At 62.8% G+C, this 16569-nt stretch carries 13 protein-coding genes, 1 tRNA gene and 1 pseudogene; 6 read left to right on the top strand and 9 right to left on the bottom strand.

Annotated features, from left to right (window positions below; all coding sequences use genetic code 11):
- From DBR12_RS23250 to DBR12_RS19720, 4 genes and pseudogenes are all read right to left on the bottom strand, one after another.
- Window positions 1-672: pseudogene (locus DBR12_RS23250) on the bottom strand (ATP-binding protein); the annotation flags it as partial.
- The gene (locus tag DBR12_RS19730; RefSeq protein WP_108618787.1) at window positions 657-1904 is read right to left on the bottom strand and encodes a hypothetical protein; all 1248 of its coding nucleotides are present in this window, start codon (window positions 1902-1904) and stop codon (window positions 657-659) included. The pseudogene DBR12_RS23250 and the gene DBR12_RS19730, both read right to left, overlap by 16 nt.
- Before the next feature lie 134 nt (window positions 1905-2038).
- A complete protein-coding gene (locus DBR12_RS19725; protein ID WP_108618786.1) occupies window positions 2039-2500 on the bottom strand; it encodes a hypothetical protein in 462 nt (153 codons plus the stop codon).
- 23 nt (window positions 2501-2523) lie between these two features.
- A complete protein-coding gene (locus tag DBR12_RS19720; RefSeq protein ID WP_108618785.1) occupies window positions 2524-3378 on the bottom strand; it encodes a hypothetical protein in 855 nt (284 codons plus the stop codon).
- A gap of 240 nt (window positions 3379-3618) precedes the next feature.
- Here DBR12_RS19720 and DBR12_RS19715 point away from each other — a divergent pair, with 240 nt between their 5' ends.
- Window positions 3619-4602, top strand: a complete 984-nt coding sequence (locus DBR12_RS19715) for a PhnD/SsuA/transferrin family substrate-binding protein (protein WP_108618784.1) — start codon at window positions 3619-3621, stop codon at window positions 4600-4602.
- Window positions 4603-4846: 244 nt separating this feature from the next.
- On the opposite strand, the gene DBR12_RS19710 is transcribed toward DBR12_RS19715, so the two are convergent.
- Genes DBR12_RS19710 through DBR12_RS19695 form a run of 4 tightly spaced genes read right to left on the bottom strand, consistent with a single transcriptional unit; the run spans window position 4847 to window position 10422 of the window.
- Window positions 4847-6472 (bottom strand): ABC transporter ATP-binding protein, encoded by a 1626-nt coding sequence (locus DBR12_RS19710; RefSeq protein WP_108618783.1) that lies wholly within the window; start codon window positions 6470-6472, stop codon window positions 4847-4849.
- Window positions 6469-7524: an ABC transporter permease gene (locus DBR12_RS19705; RefSeq protein ID WP_108618782.1), complete on the bottom strand. Its 1056-nt coding sequence runs from the start codon at window positions 7522-7524 to the stop codon at window positions 6469-6471. The genes DBR12_RS19710 and DBR12_RS19705 overlap by 4 nt, the downstream gene beginning before the upstream one ends.
- Window positions 7525-7537: 13 nt before the next feature.
- Complete coding sequence (locus DBR12_RS19700) at window positions 7538-8581, bottom strand: microcin C ABC transporter permease YejB (protein ID WP_108618791.1); 1044 nt, start codon at window positions 8579-8581, stop codon at window positions 7538-7540.
- Between the two features lie 11 nt (window positions 8582-8592).
- Complete coding sequence (locus tag DBR12_RS19695) at window positions 8593-10422, bottom strand: extracellular solute-binding protein (protein ID WP_108618790.1); 1830 nt, start codon at window positions 10420-10422, stop codon at window positions 8593-8595.
- A 106-nt stretch (window positions 10423-10528) separates the two neighbouring features.
- On the opposite strand from DBR12_RS19695, the gene fabI reads away from it, so the two are divergent.
- Both fabI and DBR12_RS19685 read left to right on the top strand, forming a co-directional pair.
- Window positions 10529-11329: an enoyl-ACP reductase FabI gene (gene fabI, locus DBR12_RS19690; protein ID WP_108618781.1), complete on the top strand. Its 801-nt coding sequence runs from the start codon at window positions 10529-10531 to the stop codon at window positions 11327-11329.
- Window positions 11330-11453: 124 nt separating this feature from the next.
- Window positions 11454-12302, top strand: coding sequence for a DNA ligase (locus DBR12_RS19685; RefSeq protein WP_369861687.1), 849 nt, complete (start codon window positions 11454-11456; stop codon window positions 12300-12302).
- Window positions 12303-12415: 113 nt separating this feature from the next.
- Here DBR12_RS19685 and DBR12_RS19680 read toward each other — a convergent pair whose 3' ends face one another.
- Window positions 12416-14701 carry an arginine/lysine/ornithine decarboxylase gene (locus tag DBR12_RS19680; protein WP_108618779.1) on the bottom strand — a complete coding sequence of 762 codons (2286 nt, stop codon included), beginning with the start codon at window positions 14699-14701 and terminating at the stop codon, window positions 12416-12418.
- Window positions 14702-14848: 147 nt separating this feature from the next.
- Between DBR12_RS19680 and DBR12_RS19675 the strand changes: the two genes are divergently transcribed.
- The 3 genes from DBR12_RS19675 to DBR12_RS19665 all read left to right on the top strand — a co-directional run bounded on the left by DBR12_RS19675 (window position 14849) and on the right by DBR12_RS19665 (window position 16404).
- Window positions 14849-15274, top strand: coding sequence for an NfeD family protein (locus DBR12_RS19675; protein WP_108618778.1), 426 nt, complete (start codon window positions 14849-14851; stop codon window positions 15272-15274).
- A gap of 41 nt (window positions 15275-15315) precedes the next feature.
- Window positions 15316-16233: an SPFH domain-containing protein gene (locus DBR12_RS19670; protein WP_108618777.1), complete on the top strand. Its 918-nt coding sequence runs from the start codon at window positions 15316-15318 to the stop codon at window positions 16231-16233.
- Window positions 16234-16314: 81 nt separating this feature from the next.
- Window positions 16315-16404, top strand: a tRNA-Ser gene (locus tag DBR12_RS19665).
- The last annotated feature ends 165 nt before the right edge of the window (window positions 16405-16569 follow it).

The following is a 16569-nucleotide window of genomic DNA, read 5'->3' as shown; positions in this document are numbered from 1 at the left end:
CCGCCGCAGCCAGCGCAGCAAGCGGTCGATCTGTGGCAGGCGCGCCAGCGGCGTGCGACGCAGGCGAGCGGGGCGCAGCTGACCCGCACCGATGAGTGGGTGGCGGACCACCCACAGCACGGCACCCACGGCAAAGATCACCGCGCACCACGCAATGAGCGAGCGCATCCAGCCAAACGGGTCGGCATCGGGCAAAGACGCGGAACGCTCGAAATCGTCGGTACTGCCCTCCAGGCAGTTGATGGGCAGGTAGCCCATGGGGATGGGTGGCTTGCCGGGGCGGCAGGACCAGGTGGTGGTGCCGGGTTTCAACTCCACCAGCACCTGGGTGCCAGCGAGCTTGCCCAGATCAGGGTGCTGGGCAATGTCGGCCTGCAGCACGTAGGGGCGCGGTGACGAGACACGTAGCTGCGGCTGCGTTGTCGGGGGCGCATAGGCGTAAATGTCTTTGGGCCAGTGGCCCAGCTCGTTGTGCGCCATCACCATCGCCACCCGCCACTGCACCAGCTCGCCCCACACCGGGCCCGCATTGACGGTAGCGAGGAACGCGCCACGCGTTGCCGGATTGTGCTGGGGCGTGAACATGGCACTGGCCACAAACAGCGTGACCACCGCAATCACCACGGCACGCGCCACAGGCTTGGACAGCAGGGGCCTTAGTCGGTCGAGCATGAATCCAGCACCATGAAGCCGGCATCACGAATAGTGGCGCAGCGCCAGTGCAGCCGAGCGGCATCGCCCGTGCCACGCACGTGGATGAGGTTGCCCCAGAACAGGCTGCGCAGCTCGTCGTCCTGCAGATAGGGCCGGGCGCGGCCCAGGTCGTCGGCCTGCAACAGCTGCAACAGGCGCGCGCGGCTGGCAGGGGCCTGGGCCAGCGGCAAAAAGGTTTGCCACAGGCGCGGACTGCTGGCCAGGTGGGTGCCCAAAGCGCTGGGCGGCACATCGCCCTTTGCAACCCCCTGGTCTACCAGCCACTGCAGCCCCTCTTCAAACAGCGCAGGGTGGCCGCCGCTGAGTGATTGCAAATTGGCCACCGCCGCCTCGGTCCAGGTGTGCTCGGGCCAGCGGTGGCGGGCCAGCTGCAGGAGGTCGTGCAGCGACGGGTCGGGCCAGTGGTTGACCTGCGCGATGTTGAGCAGCGACAGGTCGCCACTGCGGTATTTGAGGTCGGCCAGCGCCTCGCCGCCACACAGCAGAAGGTGCAGGCGGCCGCTGTGCATTTCGCTGAGGCTGCGCAGGATACCCGCCAGGGTTTCGCGCAGCGCGGGCGTGCCCTGCTCAAAGCGGCTGACCAGGCAGAAGATGCGCTCGCCCGCCAGCAGGCGGCGCTCCAGCGCGGATTCAAACTCGTAGTCCGACGCCACATCGCCCAGCCCGCACTGGCGGCCGATGGCTGCGAAGTATTCGGCGGGCACGGTGCTCACGCTGTAGGGCGGCTGGATGTGCAGCACCGAGCCGTCGCCATACTGCGCGCGAGCGCGCAGCAACAGTTCATGCCGAAACGGCGGCTGCCCCCAGTGTGCGGGCGACAGCAGCAGCGAGATGGGGTACGGCACAGCCTGCGCGAGCTGGGCGAACAGCCGGTCCTGAAACGCCGCAAAGGGCTGGGCCGTGCCCGTGGTCCTGGCATCGGCCAGTAGCGGGGCCTCTGCCTGCAGCGGAAACTCGGGCGCAAAACCTGCGGCACTGAGCAGGCGGTTGGTCTCACTCTCTGTCAGGCGCAGATACCGGGTGCATGCCACAAGTTTGTCGCGCGAGCGAGGGTTGGGGGCCGAGATACCGTTGCGCCAGTTGTTCACTGCCTCACGGCTCAGGCCGATTTCGGTGGCCACTCCGGAGGCGCTGGCGCGGATGCGGCGCATGTAGACCGACAGAAGATCGGCAAAGGAATCGGTGGACATGGGGTTGTGAACTCACGATGGCCGGTACACCGAGCCATGACTAAGAACCGAGAGAAACCTGCGGATGGTGGGCTGGCATTGTCAGCCTTGCCAGACCACAGCCATCCCACGCCGCACGGCGCGCGGCGGATGCGTTACACCAAACGCTGCACCATGGGCCAGGCCTTGTAGCTGGCGAGGCCACAGGCCGTGAGCACCGGGCTGTACAGCACGATGGCGCCAACCACCGACATCAGCCAGCCGGGCTCTTCGTTGTCTTCGGCCTCGGCTTTCGCGCCCTCCTTCAGGGGCTCTTTGTCGCGCCCCTGTGCTTCGCCCTCTCCCGAATCGCCGGTGATCTCCTGCACCAGCATCACAGCCACGATCAGCAGCGAGACGGCCAGCAGCGCCAGGTAGCCGAATTGCAGAGCAGGCTGAGTGAGCGGATAGAAATAGCCCGCCAGCAGCACGGCCGGAGCCAGAAAGAACACGTGCATCATCAGCCGGTACCAGGGAAAACCGTCCGCAGGTTTTTCCAGCGCCCCCAGGACCATGCGGTAGGTCAGCGCCCCCAGCACAAAGATCACCCCACCCCACCATTCAATTTGCGTCAGCATGTTGTTGCTCTCCCAAGAGTTTTTTACTGCGGTGCCACCACTGTGGCGGGGCCGTTTTCGCCTGACTGGTCGACGTCATCGTCTCCGTCGTCCCCGCGCAGCTCCTTGTGTTCGGTGACGATGTAGTACAGCGGCAGCACCACGGCCAGTACCAGCCCCAGGCCCATCCACAGCCAGAAGCCTTTGAACAACAGCACGGTGACCACCGTAAAGACCACCGCCTGCACCAGTCCTTTGAGCCCCGCGCGCAAAAGCAACACAGCGATCAGGCCCTCCACGGGTGACTTGCCGCTCTTGCCCATGGCCCGCGCCATATCGATAAACGCCTCGGCCGCCTCCTGAGCCTCGCGCTTGCGTTTTTCTTCCTGCTGGCGCAGCTTGGCCACGGCAAGCGGTTTGGCCGGGTCTTTGGAGCAGGCATAGGGGTCGTCAGCCTCGCCCTCACTGTCTTCGCCGCCCTGCGGCGCGGGCTCGACCACGGCCCGCCACTGCGGGTTCACGTCCATGAACGCCTGGCGCGACACCCACTGCCCACGGTCGAAATGCATGCGCTCGGTTTCACCGACCTGGTCGTAGAAGACCTCCAGCACGGCAGCCCGCAGGCCATGGCTGAACAGGGTTTCGATCTGCAGCAAGGGCAGGTCGCCACTGGTGCCGGTGTCGAACTGCAGCACAAGGTGCGATGGCGCGGCGGACGCGGACTGGTTAAACCATTCCGTGTCCCATAGCGCCTCCAGGCTGGGCACGCCCAACTTGTCAGCCCAACGCTGAGCTTGTTCGGTGTTGTCCGCGCACAGGTACTGGTAGACCAGCTGGCCGATCTTGAGCTTGATCGGATCTTCAAAGAACAGTTGTAGCGTCAGTGTGTTTTGCGACATGGGCTGAAACAGGGTTGATTGCCTGCAGTGATGGAGTGCGGGGATTGTGTGGAGCAGCGCTGCATCTGTCCCTTACCGCCTTGTCCAGTGCGCAGAGGCAGCGAGTTTACAAACTGTCCAGTGTTCAAGGCACATGTTCAGAGTCGCCTCTGCGCCCAATCCGGGCATCCAGCTCCTGCATACTCCGGGCGCGCGGGCCGAGCCCGATCACACGCACAAAACACCTGAGAGGACACCACCATGCGATTCAAAATCCGCTTTTATGCCTTGCTGTCTGGCGCTGCGTTCGCACTGGGCCCAGCGGCTGCACAGACAGAGCGCACCGCACCCACCAAGCCGACAGCCTCTGCACAAGCCGCCAGCCAGTTCGCAGGCAGTCCGCGAGAAAGGCTGGTGGTGGCCATGCCCAAGACCTATGCCAAGGCCGAGACCATGTTGCTGTGGGGTGACTACTTCAACCACCTGGCACGCTGCGGCAACATCGATTTGCAGAACCAGCAAGGCGAATCGCTGGAGCGCAGCACCAACATCGACGTGCTGGCCGAAAAGGAACTGATCGAAAGCATCCAGAACGGCAAGGTACAACTGGCCCAGGTCAACCCTGGCCTGGTGCCTCAACTGGTCGCCGCCGGCCAGCCCGCACCGTTTGGTGTGCCTGGCAACAAGGCCAGCGGCAAACGCAATTCCTACACACTGATCCTGATCTCGCGCGTGGACAGCCCTTTCACCAAGCCGCAAGACCTGGTGGGAAAGAAGATTGCGCACTCCACCCCTACCTCGAACTCCGGCAACCTGGCGCCGCGCGCACTGTTCCCGGCCATCGGGCTGGTGCCAGACCAGAACTACGAGGTCGTGTTCTCCAACGGCCACGAGCGCTCGGTGACGGGTGTGATGCACGGTTTCTACCCCGCCGCTGCGGTGGCCAGCGATCTGTACCAGCGCATGGTGCTCAAGGGGGATGTGAAGGGCTCCAGCATCCGCACACTGTGGGAGAGCCCACCCTTCATGACGGAGACCTGGACCCTGGGCAAGGACGTATCGGCTGACCTGCAAAACCGCGTGAAGAAATGCTCTTACAGCTACAGCTTCTCGCCCAAACTGCGCCAGTTGCTGCCAGGCAACGACACCTTCTTGCCCATCCATTTCGAGCGGGACTTCGCCACTGTGATGGAGGTGTACAACAAGACCCAGGCGGCACTGGCCGCCAAACCTGCGGCCAAATAGGCCCGGGCAACCATGGCATCAGCCCCCGATGCGTGCAGATCGGGGTCTGGGGGTCTGGCCTTTGTGGGCACGGAAGCTGGGCTTTGCACCAACGGCCTGCGGATGCAGTCACGTTCGCCCGGCGCGCCGTTTGGTGAGATACAGGCCAGCACAAGCACAAGTGCAGATGCTACATATTTAATAGCTATAAGTGCTTATCCAGCAGGCGGAGGAAGCCATTTCAACTCAAAAATCAGCCTCTTAATTACGGCACCGTGGCCGCAGCCACCAGCCGCTGGGTGTAGGGATGTTGGGGCGCATCGAGTACGTCGGTGACGCTACCAGCTTCCAGCACCGCGCCATCCTTCATCACCAAGACATCATGGGCCATGGCGCGGATCACATCCACGTCGTGGGTGATGAGCAGGTAGCTCAGGCCCTTTTCTTTTTGCAGGCGCTGCAGCAGGCCCAGCACCTGCTGCTGGATGGTCACATCGAGGGCGCTGGTGGGCTCATCCAGCACCAGCACCTGGGGCTGCACGATGAGGGCGCGCGCAACGGCCAGGCGCTGGCGCTGGCCACCCGAGAACTCGTGCGGGTAACGCTCCAGCAGGCGCGGGTACTGCGCCTCGGACAGGCCCACTTCCTCCAGCACGGCTTCGACGCGGACACGCCGCTGGGCCACGGTCAGTGCGGGCTCGTGCACCTTCAGGCCCTCGCCCACAATCTCTTCCACCGTGAGCCGGGGCGACAGCGACGAGAACGGGTCTTGAAACACCACCTGCACCCTGCGCCGCAGTTGCTGGTTGGCCGGTGTGTTGCGCGTGGCGGGCTGTTGCCACGCCTGCCCCCCCACCTGCAACGTGCCGATGGAGGGCAGCAGGCCCAGAATGGCCTGCGCCAGCGTGGACTTGCCGGAGCCGGACTCGCCGACCACCCCCAGCGTCTGGCCCGGCAGCAGTTGCAGCGTGGCGCCTTGCACCGCCACAAACTCGCCCTTCTTGAACCAGCCCTTGATGCCGGGAAGGGGTGTGGGGTACACCACGCGCAAATCCTGTGTGTGCACCACCGGGGCTGTGCCCGCTGGGGGGTCGGCTTCGAGCACATCGCGGCGCGGCTGGCTGGCGATCAGGCGCCGGGTGTAGGCCTGCTCAGGCGCACCAAACACATCGGCCACGGGGCCTTGTTCCACCAGCACGCCCTGCTCCATCACGGCGACACGGTCGGCAAAGCGGCGCACCAGGTTCAGGTCGTGCGTGATCAGCAGCACGGCCATGCCGGTCTGGCGCTGCAGATCACTCAGCAGATCCAGGATCTGCCCGCGCAGGCTCACATCCAGCGCTGTGGTGGGCTCGTCGGCCAGAAGCAGCTTGGGCGCACTGGCCAGTGCCATGGCGATCATGGCGCGCTGGCGCTGGCCACCGCTGAGCTGGTGCGGAAAGCTGCCCGCGCGGCGCGCTGGCTCGGGAATGCCGGTCTGGGCCAGCAGATCAATGGCCGCCTGCGCACACTGGGCGCCGGTCAGGCCGCGCTTGAGTTGCAAGATCTCTGCAATCTGTGCGCCAATCGTCATCAGCGGGTTGAGGGCCGTCATCGGCTCCTGGAACACCATGGCGATGTCGTCGCCACGCACGCCGCGCATCTCGCGCTCTGTCAGTGCCAGCAGGTCACCCCGCCCTTGCAGATGGGCCTGACCAGTGATGGCAGCATCGCCCGCCAGGCGCAGCAGGCTGAGCGCGGTGATGGTCTTGCCCGAGCCGGACTCGCCGACCAGGGCGAGCTTTTCGCCGGCCTGGATATCAAAGCTCACGCCCCGCACCACCTCTTTGGTGCCAAAGCGGACGTGCAGGTCCTGCACCTGCAGCAATGGGGGATGGACTGGTGCGGTCACAGGTCGGCCTTCCGTGGGTCGAGCGCATCGCGCAGGGCATCGCCCATGAAAGTTAACAGCAACAAGGTCGTAACAAGCACCCCAAAGGTGGACAGCGAAATCCACCACGCATCAATGCTGTTCTTCCCCTGGCTCAACAACTCGCCCAAGCTGGGCGTGCCCGGCGGCACACCCAGGCCCAGAAAGTCGAGCGAGGTGAGCGCCAGGATGGCCGCACTCATGCGGAACGGCAAAAACGTGACCACGGGCGTGAGGCTGTTGGGCAAGATGTGGCGCCAGATGATCTGCATGTTGCCCACCCCGAGGGCACGTGCAGCCTTCACATAGTCCAGTTGGCGATTGCGCAGGAACTCGGCGCGCACATAGTCAGACAGTCCCATCCAGCCAAACAGGCTCAGCAAAATGAGCAGCAGCGCCACGCTGGGCGCAAACACCGCACTGAAGATGATGAGCAGATACAGCTCGGGCATGGAGCCCCAGATTTCGATGAAGCGCTGAAACACCAGGTCGGTCTTGCCACCAAAGAAGCCTTGGACGGCCCCTGTGATCACCCCCAGCAGCACGCCGGTGACGGTGAGCGCCAAGCCAAACAACACACTCACCCGAAAGCCATAGAGCAGTTGCGCCAGCAGGTCGCGCCCCCGGTCGTCCGTGCCCAGCCAGTTGTCGGGCGTAGGGGCCGACGGGTTGGGCGCCTTGGCAAAGTAGTTGAGCGTGTTGGGGCCATAGGGGTTCAAGGTGTACAGCGCCCAGTTGCTGCCGGTGCTCAGCCGCTCCTTGATGAAGGGGTCGAGGTAATCGGTGGGGGTCTCAAAATCGCCCCCAAAGGTCTTCTCGGGGTAATCCTTGAGCATGGGGAAGTAAGTCTGCCCCTCGTAGCGCACAACAAGTGGCTTGTCGTTGCTGACCAGTTCGGCCCCCAGACTGAGCAACACCAGGGCGCAAAAAATGAGCAGGCTCCAGTACCCCAGCCGGTTGCGCTTGAAGCGCAGCCAGGCCCGGCGGGAGGGGGAGAGTGAAATCGGGGCAGCAGCAGGACTCATCGGGGCCATCGGTGCGTTCGGGCTAGTCAAATTTCACGCGCGGGTCCACCCACACATAGCAGAGGTCGCTCACCAGCTTGGTCACCAGCCCGATCAGCGTGAACAAATACAGCGTGCCCAGCACCACAGGGTAGTCGCGGCGAATCACGCTCTCGTAGCTGAGCAGGCCCAGGCCGTCGAGCGAGAACAAGGTTTCGATCAGCAGCGAGCCTGCAAAGAACGCGCCGATGAACGCCGCCGGAAAACCGGTGACGATGGGAATGAGCGCGTTGCGGAACACATGCTTCCACAGCACCTGCCGCTCGGAGAGGCCCTTGGCGCGGGCCGTGAGCACATATTGCTTGCGGATCTCTTCGAGGAACGCGTTTTTGGTCAGCATGGCCGTGACGGCAAAACTGCCCAGCACCATGGCCGTGACGGGCAGCGTGATGTGCCACAGGTAGTCCACGATGCGCGCCCCCCAGGACAGCTGCTCCCAGTTGGCCGAGGTGAGCCCGCGCAGCGGAAACCATTGCAGCTGCCCGCCGAAGATCACCAGGAGCGCCACGCCGAGCACAAAGCCCGGGATGGCATAGCCCACCAGAATGAGCAGCGTGGTCACCAGATCGAAGCGTGACCCGGCGCGCACCGCCTTGGCAACGCCCAGCGGCACGGCCACCAGGTAGCTGATGAAAAATGTCCACAGGCCTAGGCTGATGGAGACGGGGAGTTTTTCTCGAACGAGATCCCACACCGCCTTTCGCTGGTAAAAACTCTGCCCCAGGTCAAACCGAGCAAACGAAGAAAGCATCTTCAAGAAACGCTCATGCGCGGGCTTGTCAAAGCCATAGAGCTCCTTGATCTCCTGGATCTGCTTTGGACTCAACCCTTGCCGACCGCGATAGTCCCCTCCAGCGCCAGCGCTGGGAGCAGCCCCCTCTCCGCCAGAAGAGCGCCCCTGCAATTGGGAAACCAGTTGCTCGACCGGACCGCCCGGCACGAACTGAATGACGACAAAAGTCAGCAGCAGCACCCCCAGCAGCGTGGGCACCATCAACAGTATGCGTTTGAGTATGTAGCTGAGCATGCAACTTGCGCCTAGCGGTTGGTCGGCGACGCCCACCACGTGGCGGCAGCCCAGGAATCTGGCTGGTAATACGGCGGAATCGTCGGTGGCAGCACAAAACCGGCGGGCCGATAGCCAACAAAAAACTCGTCGCTGTACCACTGCGCAATGGAGTAGTAGCCGTGCGATAGCACCCGATCCAGCGCTCGCATGGCGGCAGACATATCCGCTTTGGTCTTTGCAGAGAGCACCGAGCGAATCAGGCTGTCCACCGCCGGATCGGCGATGCCCCACATATTCGCAGACCCTGGCGTGGCAGCGGCCTTGGAGCCAAAGTATTCAAACAGATCGCTGCCAGGCGAGGTTCGCCCTGGAATGCGCAGGCTGCCCAGCTCGAATTCGAATTCATCCATCCGCTGCTGATAAAGGGCTCCATCCACGTTGCGTATCTTCAGGTTGATCCCCAGCTTCTTCAGAGCAATCTGCATGGGGCTGACCAGACGCACCGACGACGGCTGAGCATTCAGGTACTCGATCTCAAACGCCTCACCCTGGGCGTTTCTCAGGGCGCCATCGCGATAGACCCATCCAGCCTCAGCCAGCAACTGTTTCGCCTGCCGCAGGTTGTCCCGCAAGCTGGACGGCGGTAGCGTGCTGGGTGACCGCAACGCCGGACCAAAAACATCGGGGCTCAGCTTGTCGCGCAGTGGCTCAAGCAGAGCCATTTCTGCAGGCCCAGGCAACCCGGAAGCATGGAAGTCACTGTTTGGGAAGTACCCCTCCACCCGCTTGTACAAGCCGTAAAACATCTGACGATTGAGCCATTCAAAGTCCATCGTCATTGCAATGGCCTTGCGAACTCGAACATCCTTGAACTTGGGGTTGCGCAAGTTGAACGTGTAGCCCTGGAAATCACCAGGATTACGATGCTCAAAAACCTGCTTCTTGACCGCTCCAGAATCGAACGCCTTGCCTTTGTATTGGCGCGCCCAGTTTTTCGAAACAAACTCCCGCTTCAAGTCATATTCACCAGCTTTGAGCCCTTCAAACCGGCTGGTGTCATCAAGGTAGAGTTTGTAGGTGATGCGATCAAAGTTATACAGCCCCTTGCGCACCGGCAAGGCTGCCCCCCAGTAACTCGTGTCGCGCACATACGTGATATCACGCCCCAATTGCGCACTGGAAGGCCGGTAGGGCCCGGATGCAATCGGCAAGTCCGTGATAACTTCATCAAATGGTTTCCCTGCCCCCCATTTCCGGCTGAAGACCGGGACGCTTCCAGCCAGCAGCGGTAGCTCTCGGTTTGCACTTGCGAATTCGAACTGGACCAGACGCTCGCCCAGCACCCGGGCCGCCTTGATATCCGCAAAAATGGTCCGGAACTGGGGCGACGCCTGCTTGCTCATCAGCGTGTTGAACGAATGCACCACATCGGCGGCCACCACCGCGGACCCATCGCTGAATCGAGCTTCTTTGCGAAGTCGGAAGGTCGCCGACAAACCATCCGCAGACACCTCCACGTCTTCTGCGAGCAATCCATAACCCGTAGACGGCTCCTCCAGGTTACCAGCCAACAGTGACTCAAAAACCAGCTCCAGCATCCCTGCGGGCGGGGTTCCTTTCAGCGTGAACGGATTGAATTTATCGAAATTGGTGACCGCAATGGGCGGGACCAGACGGATCTCTCCGCCCTTCGGAGCGTTCGGGTTGACATAGTCAAAATGTGTAAAGCCCGGCGGGTACTTCACATCACCAAACTGTGCATAGGCATGTGCAGCCCAGGCAGTCGAGCCGAAAACCATGCCACACAAAGCACACAACAGCGCGCGGACCCAGCGAGAACAGACTGCAACAAGGCACATGCGACAATTCTGCACTACGTTCATAGGCCACCGCAGCGAGTAGCGCATAACCACATGCAGCGCGCACGCGGGGCGCCGCCCCACCAATTCCACAAGGAGAACAAACATGGGTTTTCTGACCGGCAAGAAGCTGCTCATCACCGGCGTGCTGTCCAACCGCTCCATCGCCTACGGCATCGCCAAGGCCTGCCACGAACAAGGCGCCGAGCTGGCTTTCAGCTATGTGGGCGAGCGCTTCAAGGACCGCATCACCGACTTTGCCGCCGAGTTCAACTCCAAGCTGGTTTTTGACTGCGACGTGGCCAGCGACGAGCAGATCGAGCGCATGTTTGCCGAGCTGTCGCAGACCTGGCCGAAGTTCGACGGCTTTGTGCACAGCATCGGCTTTGCCCCGCGCGAGGCGATCGCGGGCAACTTCCTTGACGGCCTGAGCCGCGAAGGCTTTCGCATTGCGCACGACATCAGCGCCTACAGCTTCCCGGCCATGGCCAAGGCCGCCCTGCCCTACCTCAACGACAAGTCGTCGCTGATCACCCTGAGCTACCTGGGCGCGCTGCGCTCCATCCCCAACTACAACACCATGGGCCTGGCCAAGGCCAGCCTGGAGGCATCGGTGCGCTACCTGGCAGAAGCCGTGGGCCGCACGGCAGACGGCCGCAGCATCCGCGCCAACGGCATCAGCGCGGGCCCTATCAAGACCCTGGCCGCCAGCGGCATCAAGGACTTTGGCAAGCTGCTCAGCCGCGTGGCCGACGCATCGCCTCTGCGCCGCAATGTGACGATTGAGGACGTGGGCAATGTGGCCGCCTTCCTGCTGTCGGACCTGGCCAGCGGCATGACGGCCGAGATCACCTATGTGGACGGCGGCTTCAGCCAGACGGCGGGCCTGTCGGCTGACCAGGTCTGAGCCCGCCACTCCTCAGATTACATCGAAAAACTAAAAGAAAATGGCTGTCACCGCGCATCCATCAAGCGCAAGCAGCTACATTTTCAATAGCAAACCAACACGCAGGCATTGCCTTGGCCTGGCGGTGTTGGGTCTGCTGCCCGCCGCCATGGCGGTGCATGCAGCCGATGCCCCCGCCCTGCTGCTGGCCAATGTGTACCGCCCCGGCATGCCGCTGGCTGACTACTGGGTGAGCGAAAAGTACGACGGCGTGCGTGGCTACTGGGACGGCCACACGCTGCGCACACGCGGCGGTGAAACGGTGACTGCGCCCGCGTGGTTCACCGCAGGCTGGCCCGCCACCCCCATGGATGGTGAGTTGTGGGCCGGGCGCGGACGTTTTGCGCACGCCCAGTCCACCACACGCCAGCAGCAGCCGGACGATGCAGCCTGGCGACAAATGCGCTTCATGGTGTTTGACCTGCCTGCCCAAGGCGGCCCGTTTGATGAACGCCTGCCCGCGCTGAACGCCCTGGTCGCCCAGATCCACCAGCCCTGGGTACAGGCGGTGCCGCAGCAGCGCGTGGCCACCGATGCCGCGTTGCAGGCTCTGCTGCAGCGCACGGTGCGCGCAGGCGGCGAGGGGCTGATGCTGCACAAAGGCAGCTCGCTGTACCGATCAGGCCGCAGCGACGACCTCATCAAGCACAAGACGCACGAAGACACCGAGGCCCTGGTGGTGGGCCACCTGCCGGGCAAAGGCAAACACGCCGGGCGGCTGGGCGCCCTGCTGGTCGAAATGCCCACCGGCCAACGCTTCAAGCTGGGTGCAGGCCTGACGGACGCCGACCGCGCCGATCCGCCGCCCATCGGCAGCTGGGTGACTTACCGCTTTCGCGGCACACACGACGGTGGCCTGCCGCGTTTCGCGAGTTTTGTGCGGGTGCGGCTGGACAGGCCTGTTACCACGCCCCCCGCAACAGCAACACGCTGAATTCACTATCAAAAAAATAGCTGCCAGCGCTTGATGGACGCGCGGAGGCAGCCTTTTTTACTCACAATTTCACGCTCCCCCGGCCCCGCGCGTTGCGAGGCCAGGGATGGGGATCAGGATTTTTTGGCGACGCAGTCAGCGTAGTAACGCACCTGGCCGCTCTCATCCTCTACCTCCACCAGGCCGTGGATATCGGTTTCGAAGCCCGGGCACAACTTGGCGAACTCGCGCGCGAACTTGAGGTAGTCCACGATCTTCTTGTTGAACACTTCGCCGGGGATGAGCAGCGGAATGCCTGGTGGGTACGGCGTGACCAGGCCCACGGTGATGCGGCCTTCCAGGTGGTCGATCTCCACGCGCTCGGTCGTGCGGTGCGCAATGTGCGCGTAGGCGTCCGAGGGCTTCATGGCGGGCGTCAGATCCGACAGGTACATCTCGGTCGTCAGGCGCGCGATGTCGTACTTGGCGTACATCTCGTGCACGTGCTGGCACAGGTCCTTGAGGCCCATGCGCTCGTAGCGCTTGTGCTGCTGGCAGAACTCCGGAAGGATGCGCCACATGGGCTGGTTCTTCTCGTAGTCGTCCTTGAACTGCTGCAGCGCCGTGAGCAGCGTGTTCCAGCGGCCCTTGGTGATGCCGATCGTGAACATGATGAAGAAGCTGTACAGGCCCGTCTTTTCGACCACCACGCCGTGCTCGGCCAGGTACTTGGTCACGATGCTGGCGGGAATGCCGGTCTTGTCGAACTTGCCGTCGAGGTTCAGGCCGGGCGTGACGATGGTGGACTTGATCGGGTCCAGCATGTTGAAGCCGTCGGCCAGCTGGCCAAAGCCGTGCCACTTGCTGCCGTTCTTCTTGCCCTTGCCGTCGCTGCGGATGATCCAGTCCTCGGCGCGGCCCAGGCCTTCGTCGACCAACTTGTCCGGGCCCCACACCTTGAACCACCAGTCGTTCTTGCCGAAGTCTTCCTCCACCTGGCGCATGGCGCGACGGAAGTCCAGGGCCTCAAGCAGGCTTTCTTCCACCAGTGCGGTGCCACCGGGCGGCTCCATCATGGCGGCGGCCACGTCGCAGCTGGCGATGATGCTGTACTGCGGCGACGTGGACGTGTGCATCAGGTAGGCCTCGTTGAAGAGGTGACGGTCCAGCTTGGCCGTTTGCGAGTCCTGCACCAGCACATGCGATGCCTGGCTGATGCCGGCCAGCAGCTTGTGGATGGACTGCGTGGCATACGTCACCGAATACTTGGGGCGCGTGCGCTTTTTGCCCATGGCGTGGTAGCTGCCGTAGAACGGGTGGAAGGCCGCGTGCGGCAGCCAGGCCTCGTCAAAGTGCAGGTTGTCCACGTAACCATCGAGCATGCCCTTGATGGTCTCAGTGTTGTAGAGCACGCCGTCGTAGGTGCTCTGTGTGAGCGTGAGCACGCGCGGCTTGACCTTTTTCGCATCCACGCCCTTGAGCAGCGGGTTGGCCTTGATCTTGGCCTGGATGGCCGCAGGCTCGAACTCGCTTTGCGGGATGGGCCCGATGATGCCGAAGTGGTTGCGCGTGGGCTTCATGAACACGGGGATGGCCCCGGTCATGATGATGCTGTGCAGGATGGACTTGTGGCAGTTGCGGTCCACCACCACCACATCGCCCGGGGCCACGGTGTGGTGCCACACCATCTTGTTCGAGGTGGACGTGCCGTTGGTCACAAAGAAGCAGTGGTCGGCATTGAAGATACGTGCGGCGTTGCGCTCCGATTCGCCGATGGCGCCGTTGTGGTCCAGCAGCTGGCCCAGCTCTTCCACCGCGTTGCACACGTCGGCGCGCAGCATGTTTTCGCCATAGAACTGGTGGTACATCTGGCCCACAGGGCTCTTCAAAAACGCCACGCCGCCCGAATGACCTGGGCAGTGCCAGCTGTACGAGCCGTCTTCGGCGTAGTCGAGCAGCGCCTTGAAGAACGGCGGCTGCACGCTCTCCAGGTAACTCTTGGCCTCGCGGATGATGTGGCGCGCCACAAATTCGGGGGTGTCCTCGAACATGTGGATGAAGCCGTGCAGCTCGCGCAGGATGTCGTTGGGCAGGTGGCGGCTGGTCTTGGTCTCGCCGTGCACGTAGATGGGCACATCTGCGTTCTTGCGACGCACCTCGCCGATGAAGTTGCGCAGGCTCAGAACAATGGGGTCCAGCCCCTCGCCCACGGTGAACTCTTCATCATCGATGGACAAGATGAACGCGCTGGCGCGGCTTTGCTGCTGCGCGAATTGGGACAAATCCCCATAGCTGGTGACCCCGACAACCTCAAACCCCTCGGCCTCGATGGCCTGCGCCAAGGCGCGGATACCCAGACCCGAAGTGTTCTCGGAACGATAGTCTTCATCGATGATGATGATGGGAAAGCGAAACTTCATACGCAGCCTCCGTGCAAACGTGCCCTGCCCGGCCAAAAAACGAAATAGGCGCGAAGTGTAAGGAATAACGTTGACGCGCCTTTGAACTGCCACCCTTTTGACCCAGAATGTGGTGCACTAAACACAACCGACCCAAGGAGGTTCAGCATGGAGGCATCCACCATCTGGTGGCTGGCAGCGGGGGCCGTGGTCGTGGCGGAGCTGCTTACCGGGACGTTTTATCTGCTCATGGTGGCGCTGGGGCTGGTGGCTGCAGCATTGGCCGCCCACATGGGCCTGCCCCCTGCGCTGCAGGTGGTGTCGGCGGCCATTGTGGGCGGAGGCGCTGTGGTGGCCTGCCACCAGATAAGAAAAAGGCGCCCCGGCGACCCATCTGCACGTGCAGACCGCAGCGTGAACATGGATGTGGGCGAGACCATTCACATCGAAAGCTGGAACCCCGACGGCACCACCACCGTGAAATACCGGGGCGCTCAGTGGACCGCCATTCACCGAGCTGGCGTCACGCCCTCTACCGGCATGCACCGTGTCGCAGAACTGGTGGGTAACCGCCTGCTGGTAGACCCGCTGTAAGCAGCCCTGATCCTCTGTCGATCACCCAAGAAAGGCCTCTCATGGAAATAGCCATCGTCATCCTGATCATTGCCGTGATCTTCATCGCCCGCTCGGTCAAGGTCGTGCCCCAACAAAACGCCTGGGTCAAGGAACGGCTGGGAAAATATGCCGGCACGCTCACTCCGGGGCTGAACTTTCTGATCCCATTTGTGGACAAGGTCGCCTACAAACACAGCCTCAAGGAAATCCCGCTCGACGTGCCCAGCCAGATCTGTATCACACGCGACAACACCCAACTTCAGGTGGACGGCATTCTGTACTTCCAGGTCACCGACCCCATGCGCGCCAGCTACGGCTCCAGCAACTACATCATGGCCGTCACGCAACTGGCCCAGACCTCGCTGCGCTCGGTCATCGGCAAGCTGGAGCTGGACAAGACCTTCGAGGAGCGCGACATCATCAACGCCCAGGTCGTGCAGGCCATCGACGAAGCTGCGCTGAACTGGGGCGTGAAGGTGCTGCGCTACGAAATCAAGGACCTGACTCCGCCGAAGGAAATCCTGCACGCCATGCAGGCCCAGATCACCGCTGAGCGTGAAAAGCGCGCCCTGATTGCCGCTTCCGAAGGCCGCCGCCAGGAACAGATCAACATTGCCACCGGCGAGCGCGAAGCCTTCATCGCCCGCTCCGAAGGCGAAAAACAGGCTGTCATCAACAAAGCCATCGGCGAGGCCGAATCCATCCGCGCCGTGGCCCAGGCCACCGCAGAGGCCATCGAACGCGTGGCCAGCGCCATCCGCCAGCCCGGCGGCGAACAAGCCGTGCAGCTCAAGGTCGCAGAAAAGGCGGTGGACGCCTACAGCCAGGTAGCGTCCGACGCCACCACCACGCTCATCGTGCCCAGCAACATGACCGAGGTGTCGGCCCTGATCGGCTCGGCCATGAAGATGGTGCAGGCGTCGCAGAAGGCTGGCTGAAAACGGGCCAGCACTTTTTTTGCCGTCAATCCCGCTACCGGCCCAGATCGGTGCAATCCTGTGGCTATAATCGAGGGCTTCGGAGAGGTGGATGAGCGGTTTAAGTCGCACGCCTGGAAAGCGTGTGTGGGCTAATCCCCACCGCGGGTTCGAATCCCGCCCTCTCCGCCATATGTAAACTTTCAGAGCACTTCCAGCGCTTTGAAAACACAAAAAAAATCCCCGCATGCCGGGGATTTTTCATTTCTGCGGCATACATCTCACCGCAGCCAAGCACCATCACACCGCCCATCCGTGCATCTGCGCATTCGCCAGCACGGACAAGCGGCACATGCC

The sequence above is a fragment of the Acidovorax sp. HMWF029 genome, from assembly GCF_003060895.1.
In the GTDB taxonomy this organism is placed as follows: Bacteria; Pseudomonadota; Gammaproteobacteria; order Burkholderiales; family Burkholderiaceae_C; genus Acidovorax.
This window is presented reverse-complemented; position numbering and strand designations above follow the sequence as displayed.